General features: G+C 68.3%; 5 protein-coding genes. 4 read left to right on the top strand and 1 reads right to left on the bottom strand.

Features of this window, described 5'->3' with window-relative positions:
- The first annotated feature begins 55 nt into the window (after positions 1 to 55).
- Entirely contained in the window at positions 56 to 1,186 is a 1,131-nt protein-coding gene (locus HWX09_RS27860; protein WP_027781188.1) for an ATP-binding protein, read from the top strand.
- Positions 1,187 to 1,288: 102 nt separating this feature from the next.
- On the opposite strand, the gene HWX09_RS27855 is transcribed toward HWX09_RS27860, so the two are convergent.
- The gene (locus HWX09_RS27855; protein ID WP_027781187.1) at positions 1,289 to 3,700 is read right to left on the bottom strand and encodes a patatin-like phospholipase family protein; all 2,412 of its coding nucleotides are present in this window, start codon (positions 3,698 to 3,700) and stop codon (positions 1,289 to 1,291) included.
- A 271-nt stretch (positions 3,701 to 3,971) separates the two neighbouring features.
- Between HWX09_RS27855 and HWX09_RS27850 the strand changes: the two genes are divergently transcribed.
- The 3 genes from HWX09_RS27850 (at position 3,972) to HWX09_RS27840 (ending at position 12,531) form a co-directional block, all read left to right on the top strand.
- On the top strand, positions 3,972 to 5,006 hold the full coding sequence (locus tag HWX09_RS27850) for a rod shape-determining protein (protein WP_027781186.1): 1,035 nt from the start codon (positions 3,972 to 3,974) through the stop codon (positions 5,004 to 5,006).
- Between the two features lie 220 nt (positions 5,007 to 5,226).
- Positions 5,227 to 5,886 carry a YdcF family protein gene (locus HWX09_RS27845; protein WP_027781185.1) on the top strand — a complete coding sequence of 220 codons (660 nt, stop codon included), beginning with the start codon at positions 5,227 to 5,229 and terminating at the stop codon, positions 5,884 to 5,886.
- 705 nt (positions 5,887 to 6,591) lie between these two features.
- Positions 6,592 to 12,531, top strand: coding sequence for an autotransporter domain-containing protein (locus HWX09_RS27840; RefSeq protein ID WP_027781184.1), 5,940 nt, complete (start codon positions 6,592 to 6,594; stop codon positions 12,529 to 12,531).
- Positions 12,532 to 12,653: the final 122 nt, after the last annotated feature.

Genomic DNA, 12,653 nt, shown 5'->3' with positions numbered 1-12,653 from the left:
CGCGCGACGCCGTCACGTTCCGCGCGGGCATTCCGCCCGCCGGCCGGGAGCCGCGATGATCCGACCCACCCGTTCGCACCCCGATGCACCACCGCTGCCGACGCTGCGCTACGTCAAATGGCGCTGGCTGCATTTCCGTCGCGCGTGGACCGACACGCGCGCCGACCGCATTCCGAGCTGGTCGCGCCTGTACGTGCGCACCTACCTGCATCTGCTCGGCCTCGTCCTGCTGACCGCGCTGGTGCCCGCGCTCGCGCTGTGCGTCGAGTTGTCGCCGCAGGTCGTGTGGCATGCGTTCGACTCGCTGCCGGGCGACATCTGGATCGTGCTTGCGTTCGTGTTTACGGCGCCCGCGCTCGCCGCGTACCGGTGGATGCGGCCGGTCTGGTCGGATCTGGTGATGGTACGCGAGCGCGCGATCGACTTCACCGGCGGCCGTTTCAACACGCGCGCGCGCGAATCGCACAGCGTGATCATCGGCCCGCTCGCGCGCACGCTGAATGCGCTCGCGATGCGCATGGAGCGGCTGATCGCCGCGCAGCGCGATCTGACGAACGGGATCTCGCACGAACTGCGCACGCCGCTCGCGCGCGTGCGCTTCGCGCTCGAAATGCTGCGCGAACCGGGTTCGGCGGCCGAATACCAAGGCGCGCTGGAGAGCATCGCGCAGGACGTGACCGAGCTCGAGGAACTGATCGACATGAGCCTCACGTATGCCCGGCTCGAATACAGCTCGCTGCAGTCGAACATCGAGATGACCGCGCCGGTCGCATGGTTCGAGCACCAGGTGAACGACGCGCAACTGCTGTATCCGGACCGTGCGATCGAGTCGCGTATCGCGATCGGGGCGGATTTGCGCGTGAAGATGGACCGGCGGCTGATGTCGTATGCGATGCGCAACCTGTTGCGCAACGCGAGCAAGTACGCGAAATCGCGGATCGTTGTCGGAATCTCGCTCGTGCACGGCAATATCGGGATCTTCGTCGAGGACGACGGCCCCGGCGTGCCCGAGAGCGAGCGCGAACGGATCTTCGACGCGTTCGTGCGCCTCGACCGTCGCACCGGCGGCTACGGGCTCGGCCTGTCGATCACGCGGCAGGTGCTCCACGCGCACAACGGCCGGATCGCGGTCGTCGATCCGGTCGAGCTCGGCGGCGCGCGCTTCGAGATCAGTTGGCCGGTCTAGGGCTACGCTGCGCGAGGACCGATCCGCGGCAATCGTGACGACGAAGGCTGCCGCCGAGCGCACCGACGTCACGGATGCCGCCGAAGCGGCATCCGCGCATGCTCAGTAGGTGCGGCCGAGCTGCAGGTAGAAGTTGCGTCGGCCGCCGGGCGCGAGCGCCACGCCGATGTAGACGGGCCCGAACGCGGTCGACAGGCTCGTGAAGAACGTGTAGCTCTGCTTGAGCGCGCCGCCGCCGATCTGCTGGCCGCTGGACCAGACGTTGCCGACTTCCGCGCTGGCGCCCACCGACAACGCCTTGATCGGCGATGCGTTGAACGTCATCAACTGGTTCATGTACGTGACCTGCCCGTACGCCAGCTCGTTGCCGTTCAGCTGATCGGCCGCATAGGCGGACAGATGCTGGAAGCCGCCGAGCGTGAAGTTGAACGCGTTGATCAGGTTGGTGCCGCCGATGCTCTTGCCGCCTTCGATCGTCGCGCTGACGCTGTGCCGGCCGAACTGCTGCGCGATCATCGCCTTGCCGTAGATCTCGGTATAGGGCGCGTTGTTGATCCCGTCGTCGAATGCCTGTGCCGAGCCGCCGTTGCGCGACACGAGCGAGCGTTCGATTCGCAGTTCGCCGAAATAACCCTTGCGCGGGAACATCGGATCGTCGAGCTGATCGATCACGAACCGCGCCCGCGCGATCAGCGCCTGGGACGTGAAGCTCGGCCACAGCAGCGTCTGGCCGCTGCCGTTGTCGAACGGCAAGTTGTAGGTCGGCGAGCCGTGCCCGGTCACGTAACCGAGGCCGATCCGGAAATCGCCGAGCCGCGCGATCGGCAGGCCCAGATCGATTCCCGCCCGTGCCGTCTGCATCAGGTACTGCGTGATCTTCACGTCGCCGGAGTCGTCGTACAGGTTCGCATAGCGACGCTGGTATTCCGCGTACGGCGACAGGTACACACCGTACGCGGACGACAGCGGCTGGCGCAATTCGACGCGGGCCGACTGCAGGTCGCTGCCGATCGTCGTGTCCGCGCGGAATTCGAGCCCCGATTCGGTGAGCCACGGCCGCCGGTAGCCGACGTGCAGGCGGAAACCGCCTTCGTCGGTCGAACTGCTCGACATGCCGAGCCCGAACAGCAGGAAGTTGGGCCCCCAGTACTTCTCGCGCGCGTCGATCTCGAGCACGTTGTCGTCGCCGCGGCTCACGATCTGCTGCGTGACGCTCTCGAAGTTGCCGCCCGTCGTGAGCCCGAGCAAATCCTGGCTGACGGTCTTCGGATCGTAGATGTCGCCGGGTTTCACATGCAGCGCGTTGCTGACGACGCGCTTCGGCACGCCACCACTGGTCTTGATGTCGATGCGCGTGATCCGGATCGGCGGCGGCAGCGGCTGCGCGTGCGCGGACCGGTAGGCCGCGTACTGTTCCGGCGTGAGCGCGAAACGCCGCAGCTTCGGCAGCGCCGCGGTCGCGGCGACCTCGCCGGCGGCAATCGCCTGCTTCGCGTTCTGGAAATCGGTGAACGCGAGCGAGCCGAGGTTCGGCGTGAGCAGCACGTCCTGCGCGTCGAGTTGCTTGCGCTGCGCGGTCACGTTCTGGCGGATCAGGATGCCGACCATCTGCTGCATCACGTCGGCCGGCGACGCGAGCGCGTCGAGCGGGCGCAGTTGCGAGCCGATGTCGACGGCGATCACGATGTTCGCGCCCATCTGCCGCGCGGTGTCGACGGGCAGGTTGCTGACGAGCCCACCGTCCACCAGCGCGTGCCCGTTGATCTCGGCCGGCGCGAACAGGCCCGGCATCGCCATGCTCGCGCGAATCGCGAGCGGCAGCGAGCCGTGGTCGAGCACGACCATCTGGCCCGTCTGCAGGTCGGTCGCGACCGCGCGGTACGGGATCGGCAGGAGGTCGAACGGCTGGTTGGTCGGCACGGCGGCCGTCCAGTTCGCGAGCAGCGCCTGCAGCCGATTGCCCTGGACGAGGCCGACCGGCGCCTTGACGCCTTTCTTGCCGAAGCCGAGCGTCAGCCCGTTGATGTACAGGCGTTCATCTTCCCGGCTGGTCTGGGGCAGGTCCGCGCGGTCCGTCACGTCGAACGCGATATCCGCCAGATTGACTTCCGACAGCCGCTTTTGCATCTCGTCGGCCGCCATCCCGCTCGCGTACAGGCCGCCGACCACGGCGCCCATGCTGGTGCCCGCGATGCAGTCGATCGGAATCCGGTTGTCCTCCAGCACTTTCAGGACACCGAGGTGTGCGTAGCCGCGCGCGCCGCCGCCGGACAGGACGAGGCCGATCGACGGGCGGCCGGCCGGGCCGCCGTCGGCCGTGCAGGTGTGCGTCGACGCGGCGGGTGCGGCGGGCGCGGCGGCGGCCAGGGCGTTGGCGGCAGCGGCAACGGTCCGGGCAGCGGCGGATTCGGTGGCCGGCAGCGGTTGGGCGGCGACCGTGCAGCACCAGAAGGCAACGAGCGCCGTGCAGAGCGGGCGCACCGGCGCCCAGCGGAAGAAAACGGTCGCTGTCATGGTGAACATACCTGGCGTGATCGTGCGTCTGAGGCCTGCCGGGAGCAGGCAAGACCGAGAGATTACCGTGTTTTACAGGCCCAACGCGAGAGGCCGTTGCGTAGCCGGACGTGCCCGAAACGCCACGTTCGGCAATTTCGTCGCGAAAAAATCACGGGAATTGCCTAAAGTATCGGAACGATTTGCCGCTAAGCTCGTGATGGGGCGGCATGGACGCGCGGCAAAAAGTGCGGCGCGGCTGTCCCGGCCCGTTCCCTCACAAAGGTTTGATATGTCGACACCGCTGTTCGGAAAGTTGTTTTCGCAACCCGTTGCGATCGACCCGGGAACGGCAAGTACGCGGATCTATACGCACGAACGCGGCGTGGTGCTGAACCAGCCGTCGGTCGTCTGCTTCCGCAAGGGCGGCGCAAGCGACGCGCGGCCGATTCTCGAGGCCGTCGGCGAGCTCGCGAAGGCGTTGCTGGGCCGCGAACCGGGGCATCTCGAATCCGTGCGGCCCATGCGGCACGGCGTGATCGCGGACGCGCACGCGGCCGAACAGATGATCCGCAGCTTCATCGACATGTCGCGCACCCGCTCGCGCTTCGGCCGCCGCGTCGAGGTCACGTTGTGCGTGCCGTCCGACGCGACGGCCGTCGAGCGCCGCGCGATCCGCGAGGCCGCGTTCGCGGCCGGCGTATCGGAGGTCGAACTGATCGAGGAATCGCTCGCGGCCGGGCTCGGCGCGGGTTTGCCGGTGACCGAGCCGGTCGGCTCGATGGTCATCGACATCGGCGGCGGGACGACCGAAGTCGCCGTCATCGCGCTCGGCGGCATCGTGTACCGCGAGGCGATTCGCGTCGGCGGCAGCCAGTTCGACGCGGCGATCGTCAACCATGTCCGCAACCTGTACGGCGTGCTGCTCGGCGAGCAGACGGCGGAGCACGTGAAGAAGACGATCGGCTCGGCCACCAGCGCGGTGCCGCGCACGTCGACCCGCGCCGTCGGCCGCAGCATCGGCGACGGCCTGCCGCGTTCGGTCGAGCTGTCCAATCACGACGTCGCGGACGCACTGGCCGCGCCGCTCAAGCAGGTGATCGGCGCGGTGAAGTCGGTGCTGGAAAACGCGCCGGCCGAACTCGTGACCGATATCGCGAATCGCGGCGTGGTGCTCACCGGCGGCGGCGCGCTGCTCGCCGATCTCGAACGCCTGCTGTACGACGAGACCGGGCTGGTCGCACGGGTCGCCGACGAGCCGGCCACCTGCGCGGTGCGCGGCGCCGGCGAGGCGATGGGGCGGCTCGCGATGTGCCCGGCCGATTGAATCGGTCCGGGCCGCGCGGCGCGGCCATTCATACTCTTTCGATCTCCGTATTGCCGGCCCGCTTACCCGGGCGCGCGCCGTCGGTCATCGTGCCGAAAGGCCGGTAGCGGCCCGGCGTCGGTCCGGCGCGTGGACACGCGCGAGCGCGCCATGCTAGCGTTACGCGCCCATGCGGGGCCGGGCCAGCCGATACGCCCGACGACCTGAGAGACCGAAAACCTTGAAAGACCACACCAAACGGGGCTTTGCGGCCCGAACGGGCCGCCTGCTGGCCGTCGTCGCGTGCATCTGGGGCGCCGCCGCCGTCGCGCTCGTCGGATACGGGATGCGGATGCCGAGCGAACCGGCCGACGTCGCCGTGATCTTCGGCAACGCGCTCGACGACACCGGCGCGCCGAAGCCCGTGCTCGCAGCCCGGCTCGACGTCGGCGTGCGCTGCTACCGCACGGGGCAGTGCCCGGCGTTTCTGGTCAGCGGCGCGATCGACGGCCCCGGTCTGAACGAGGCGACGGCCATGCGCGACTACCTCGTGGCGCGCGGCGTGCCGGCCGACCGGATCGCCGTCGACGACCAGGGCGACAACACGCTCGCGACCGCCCGGCACACGCTTGCCTACCTGCACGCGCATCGCCTGTCGCGCGTGCTGATCGTCAGCCAGTACTACCATCTCGCGCGGGCGCGCCTCGCGTTCGAGCGTGTCGGCATTGCGCGGGAGAACATCTCCGCCGCGTATCCGCGCCGCTTTCAACTGCGCGATGTCTATTCGAGTTGGCGCGAGGTACCGGCCTATGCCGTCTATGCGGTGCGTCTGTGGGCGAATCCCGATGCGCGACCGGTCTCGTTTCGGCCGATGCTTTATCTGATGAGCCTGTTTTCGTGATGTGGTGACCTCGGGAGCGCGCGCTTTCGGCATGCGTGGTTTCGTTGTTTTCTCCGGGTTCCCGTCGTCTCATGCCGGCTGCGCGAACGCCATCGACACCAGATAAACGATAACGATTCGTGTTGAAAATCCCTTGCACGGCGAAAAATCAAAATAATTTCCCTGGAAGCTCAACAATTCGGTTCGTCTATTAAGCGGATGCTGATTATCCATATTGACGATTCGTCGCGGTAAAAATATTGCGCTGCAAAATCCGTCTGTATTGAATCAAAACCATATATATCGGCGTTTTCACGGATGCGTCGTGTCCGATATCTTTGCGAAAAATCAAAATAAGCCGGCGAAAAACGTGCGGGGTGTCGTACCCGGAGCTCCCTGGCGGGTAAAAAGTACATGTTCGTCGACGCTTGATCCGATGGGTAAACATCGACTGGAAAACGGTTTGCGTTTGATATAGCCTTGTCTGATAAAAGCAGGGCAGTAATCGAATCAACCAGAAAGTCGCTGCAAAAACCAGGGGCCGCCATCATGTCATTCGACTAGTTTCGACCGTATTCCCGGGTCGATCAAAACTTCATCCACGAATAAACCGATATCGCGTCGCGATTATCGGGGCGGACGCTTTTGTCCGTGATTTTCTACTGCGTGCCATGCGGTGCGGCCGCGATACCAATACCAGGGCCGAAATCAATAACGAGGGACAGCATGAATATTGCGCGTTCGAAAAAAGCGGGTGAGCCGTTTCCGAGACTGCTGTTGCCCACGGGCGTGTTTCTGGCGCTGTCGGGCGCGGGCATCGTTCCCGCCTATGCGACCTGCAGCACGGCGGGCACCACGGTGACCTGTTCCGGCGTCGCGAACCCGCTGGCACCCAGTTACGCGAACAGCGCGAACAACCTGAACGTGACGGTCAACCCCGGCGCCAGCGTCGGCGTGCTGCTCGGTGTCGGCGGCACGGCGATGTCGCTGACCGGCAGCGGCACGACGTTGACCAACAACGGCACGATCGCCCCGGCGCTGCTCGGCTCGGGGCTCGGCATCCTGTCGAGCGGCACGGTAGTCGGCAACGCGTCGGCGAGCACGACGACCGTGACCAACAATGGCACGATGAACGGCTCGACCGGCGTGGCGATCGCCGGCGTGACGGGCATGGCGCTGTCGGTTCAAAACGGCACGGGCGGCACGTCGACCATTACGAACACCGGTTCGATCGGCTCCACGGCACTATCCGGCGCGACCCTCGTCGGCGCCGATGCGCCGGTGGTCGCCGCATACGGCGGCGGCACGGTCAACATGTCGAACAGCGGAACGATTACCGGTCGCGTATCGTTCAGCACGAACGGCACGCCCGGACAGGGCAATACGTTCACCAACTCGGGCACGATCAACGGCGGCGTGTCGATGGGGGCGAACAGCACGAATACGTTCAATGCCGTGACGGGCTCGTCGGTCAACACGGCCGGCGGCACCGGTGGTGCATTCAACATCACGGTCGGCCCGATCACGCTCGGCGTGGCGGCAACCGGCGTCGTCGACGGCGGCGCGGGCGGCAACAACACGCTCAACCTGCAGCAGGGCGCCGCGGCGAACGGCACGATCGCGGTCAACAACTACATCAACTTCAATCACCTCGACGTCGCGAGCGGCAACTGGACCATCAACGGTGCGTCCACGGCGCAGGACGCGACGCTCAGCGGCGGCGTGGCGATCATCAACGACAACGCGTCGCTCGGCACCGGCACCGTCACGGGCAACGGCGGCGCGTTGCAGGCGGGCGTGGCGGGGCTCAACGTCTCCAACGACGTGTCGCTCGGCACGGGTGGCCTGACGGTGCAGGGCGCGACCGGGCTGACGCTCTCCGGCACGGTGTCGGGCGGCGGCGTGCTGACGAAGAACGACGGCGGCACGCTGACGCTGTCCGGCGCGAACAGCTACACGGGCGGCACGAACCTCAACGCCGGCGGCCTGGTGGTCGGCAACAATTCGGCGCTCGGCACGGGTACGCTGAACGTCAATGCGTCGGCGGCGCTTGACGCGAGCACGAACGTGACGCTCGGCAACACGGTCAATCTCGCCACCGGCTCGACGCTGACGATCGGCGGCAGCAGCAATCTCGGGCTGACCGGCGCGATCAACGGAAGCGGCGGCCTCACGAAGAACGGCGCGGCGACCATGACGCTGAGCGGCGTGAACACGTATACGGGCGACACGACCATCAATAGCGGCACGCTCGCGCTGAGTGGGGCCGGCAGTCTGTCGGCCGCCGGCACGGTCAACCTGACCGGTGCGGGCGCAACGTTCGACGTGAGCGCCGCATCGGGCGGGCGGACGATCGGCTCGCTGGCCGGCGCGGCCGGCACGAACGTGAACCTCGGCGCGAATTCGCTGACGCTCGACGGCACCGGCAATGCGACCTATGCCGGTACGATCGGGGGGGCCGGCAGCGTGACGCTGTCGGGTACCGGCACGCAATCGCTGACGGGCACGAACGTGTACACGGGCGGCACCAACCTGAACGGCGGCAACCTCGTCGTCGGCAGCAATGCGTCGCTCGGCATCGGCGTGGTGAACGTGAACGGCTCGTCGACGCTCGACGCGACCGCCAACGTGTCCCTGGCAAATGGCGTCAACCTCGCGACGGGCACCACGCTGACGCTTGGCGGCAGCACCGATCTCGGCCTCGGCGGCGTGATTTCCGGCGGAGGCGGTCTCGTGAAGGACGGCGCGGCGACGCTCACGCTGTCGGGCGCGAACAACTATGCGGGCGGCACGACGCTGAACGCCGGCGGACTGGTGCTCGGCAACGGCTCGGCATTGGGTACCGGCGCGCTGACCGTCGGCGGGGCGGCGACGCTCGATACGAATGCGGCCTTGTCCGTCGGCAATGCGGTCAACCTCGACACGGGCGCCGCGCTCACGCTGGGCGGCAGCAACAGCCTCACGCTGGGCGGCGCGATTGCCGGTGCGGGCAGCCTCGTGAAGAACGGCGCGGCGACGACGACGCTGACGGGGACGAACACGTACACCGGCGGCACGACGATCAATGCCGGCACGCTCGCGCTCGGCGCGGGCGGCAGCCTTGCATCGACGGGCGCGATGAACCTCGCGGGCGCCGGCGCGACGCTGGATCTGGCCGGTGCGACGGGCGGGCAAACGCTCGGCGCGCTGTCGGGTGTCGCGGGAACGAGCGTGAATCTCGGCGCCAACGCGCTGACGCTGGGCGGTACGGCCAGCGGCACGTTCGGCGGGGTAATCGGCGGCACCGGCAGTCTCACGTTGTCGGGTACCGGCACGCAGACGCTGAACGGCGCCAATATCTACACCGGTGGCACGAACCTCGATAGCGGCAGCCTGGTGCTCGGCAACAACGGCGCGCTCGGCACTGGCGCGCTGAACGTCGGCGGCACGGCGACGCTCGATACGAGCGCAGCCTTGTCGGTCGGCAATGCGGTCAATCTCGGCACGGGTGCCGCACTGGCGCTGGGCGGCAGCAACAGTCTCACGCTGGGCGGCGCGATTTCCGGCGCGGGCAGTCTCGTGAAGGACGGCGCGGCCACCACCACGCTGACCGGCGCGGGTACCTACACGGGCGGCACGACGATCAACGCCGGGACGCTGGCGCTCGGCACGGGCGGCAGCCTCGCGTCGACCGGCGCGATGAACCTCGCGGGCGCTGGCGCGACGCTGGATCTGGCCGGTGCGACGGGCGCGCAGACCATCGGCACGCTGACCGGTGCGGCCGGCACGAACGTGAATCTCGGCACGAATGCGTTGACGCTGAATGGTGCCACCAACGGTACGTTCGGCGGCACGATCGGCGGGACGGGCGGTGTGACGGTTGCCGGCACGGGCACGCAGACGCTGACGGGCGCGAACACGTACACGGGCGGCACGACGATCAACGGCGGCAGCACGCTCGCGCTGGGAGCGGGCGGCAGTCTCGCCTCGGGTAGCGCCGTGAACCTCGCGGGCACGGGCGCGACGTTCAACCTGAGCGGCGCGACGGGCGCTCAGACGCTCGGCACGCTGACCGGCGCGGCCGGCACGAACGTGAATCTCGGCGCGAATGCGCTGACGCTGAATGGCGCCACCAACGGTACGTTCGGCGGCACGATCGGCGGGGCGGGCGGTGTGACGGTTGCCGGCACCGGCACGCAGACGCTGACGGGTGCGAACACGTACACGGGCGGCACGACGATCAACGGCGGCAGCACGCTTGCACTCGGCGCCGGCGGCAGTCTCGCGTCGACGGGCGCGGTGAATCTCGCGGGCACCGGTGCGACGTTCGACGTGAGCGGTGCGACCGGCACGCAAACGGTCGGTGCGCTGTCGGGTGCGGCCGGCACGAACGTGAATCTCGGCGCGAATGCGCTGACGCTGAACGGCAGCGGCAACAACACCTTCGGCGGCACGATCGGCGGGACGGGCGGCGTGACGCTGGCGGGCGCCGGCACGCAGACGCTGACGGGCGCGAACACGTACACGGGCGGCACGACGATCAACGGCGGCAGCACACTCGCACTCGGCGCCGGCGGCAGTCTCGAGGCGACGGGCGCGGTGAATCTCGCGGGCGCCGGTGCGACGTTCGACGTGAGCGGTGCGACCGGCACGCAAACGGTCGGTGCGCTGTCGGGTGCGGCCGGCACGAACGTGAATCTCGGCGCGAATGCGCTGGCGCTGAACGGCAGCGGCAGCAGTACGTTCGGCGGCACGATCGGCGGGACGGGCGGTGTGACGGTGGCGAGCGGCACGCAGGTGCTGACCGGCGACAACACGTACACGGGCGGCACCACGATCGCAGCCGGCGGCGCGCTGCAACTCGGCAACGGCGGCACGTCGGGCAGCGTGGCCGGCAACGTCGTCGACAACGGTGCGCTGATCGTCGATCAATCGGGCAATGTGACGATCGCGAGCGTGCTGTCCGGCACCGGCTCGCTCACCCAGGCCGGCAGCGGACAACTCACGCTGACCGGCACGAGCACGCTGAGCGGCCCGACCACGGTCGGTGCGGGCACGCTCGCCGTCAACGGTTCGCTCGGCCAGTCGACCGTCACCGTGCAGAACGGCGCGACGCTGACGGGCACCGGCACGATCGGCGGCCTCGTGGTGCAGGGCGGCGCGACGGCCGCCGCCACGCAGCCGGGCGCGTCGCTGAACGTGGCCGGCAACGTCACATTCCAGCCGGGTTCGACGTTCCAGGTCGCCGCCACGCCGCAGCAAAGCGGCAGCCTCGCGGCGAGCGGCACGGCGATGCTCAATGGCGGCGCCGTGCAGGTGCTCGCGAACCAGGGCAGCTACCAGCCGAGCACGACCTACACGATCCTGACCGCATCGTCGGGCGTGCAGGGCGTGTTCAGCCAGGTGAACGCGAACTACGCGTTCCTGATGCCGAAGCTCAGCTACGATCCGGATCACGTGTACCTGCAACTGGTCCAGAACGGCACGTCGCTGCCCGACGTCGCGACGACGCCGAACCAGCGCTCGGTCGCGACCGCGCTGGGCGGGCTCGGCACCGGCAATCCGCTGTACGACGCGGTGCTGACGACCGACGCGCCCACCGCGCGCCGCGCGTACGGGCTGCTCGATGGCGAACTGCAGGCGAGCCTGAAGAGCATGCTGCTGCTCGACAGCCGCTATGTGCGCGATGCGGTGACCGATCGCGTCCGTCAGGGCCTCGCGCCCGGATCGGGCCCGCTCGCGGCATTGTCGTCGGGCGGCGCCGCGCTGTGCGGCGACAACACGGCCGGCGTGACCGACCCGACGCTGCCGCCGGAACGCCGGATCGGTTCGCGCGAAGGGTGCTACGGCGGGACGCCTTATCAGCCGGTCGTCTGGGGGCAGGCGTTCGGCGGCCGCAGTCGCCTCGCCGGCGACGGCAACGCGTCGACGATCAAGCGCAGCATGACGGGCTTCATCGCCGGCGCCGACATGGCGCTCAACGACAAGTGGCGTGCGGGTCTGGCCGCGGGCGTCACGCACAGCTCGCTCGACAACGACCAGAGTTCGTCGGCTGCGGTGAACAGCTACTACCTGTCGCTGTACGGCGGCGCGCAGTATGGCGCGCTCGGCGTGCGCGGCGGCGCGTCGTACACGTGGTATCGCATCAACAGCGACCGCTATCCGGGCTTCGCGGGCTTCTCCGATCACGACTCGGCCGGCTACAACGCGAATTCGGCGCAGGTGTTCGGCGAAGTCGGCTACGCGCTGCCGGTCGGCCCGGTCGCGATCGAGCCGTTCGCGGGCCTCGCGTATGTGAACCTGCATACCGACGGCTATACGGAAACCGGCGGCGCGGCCGCGCTGCGTGCCGGCGGCGAGACGACCCACGTCGGCTTCTCGACGCTCGGCCTGCGCGCGGCATCGCAGCTCGGCTCGATCGCGAGCGGCACGTTCACCGCGCGCGGCACGGTCGGCTGGCGGCATGCGTTCGGCAACGTGCGGCCGTCATCGGCGTTCACGTTCGCGAACGGCGGCACGTCGTTCCAGGTGTCGGGCGTGCCGATTGCTCGCGACAGCGCGGTGCTCGAAGCCGGCATCGACGCGAACATCACGAAGCGCCTGACGCTCGGCCTCACGTACAGCGGCCAGTATGGCAGCGGCGTGCGCGACAACGCGATCCTCGGCAACATCCTGTGGAAATTCTGACCGGCAACTGACGTGCCCGTACGCGACGCCATGCGATGAAGCAACGTCGCATGGCGTCGCGGCCGTTTCGGCGCTGCGCACGTTCGCCGTTCTGGCCTATCCTGTGCGAAACACGCGACGCG

Source organism: Burkholderia sp. BCC1208 (genome assembly GCF_902833095.1).
Classification (GTDB): Bacteria; Pseudomonadota; Gammaproteobacteria; order Burkholderiales; family Burkholderiaceae; genus Burkholderia.
This window is presented reverse-complemented; position numbering and strand designations above follow the sequence as displayed.

What these genes read in the sequence shown, in the direction of transcription:
- HWX09_RS27855 (WP_027781187.1), bottom strand. Translation starts at nt 3,700, where the DNA reads ATGACAGCGACCGTTTTCTTCCGCTGGGCGCCGGTGCGCCCGCTCTGC.
- HWX09_RS27860 (WP_027781188.1), top strand. Translation starts at nt 56, where the DNA reads ATGATCCGACCCACCCGTTCGCACCCCGATGCACCACCGCTGCCGACG.
- HWX09_RS27840 (WP_027781184.1), top strand. Translation starts at nt 6,592, where the DNA reads ATGAATATTGCGCGTTCGAAAAAAGCGGGTGAGCCGTTTCCGAGACTG.
- HWX09_RS27850 (WP_027781186.1), top strand. Translation starts at nt 3,972, where the DNA reads ATGTCGACACCGCTGTTCGGAAAGTTGTTTTCGCAACCCGTTGCGATC.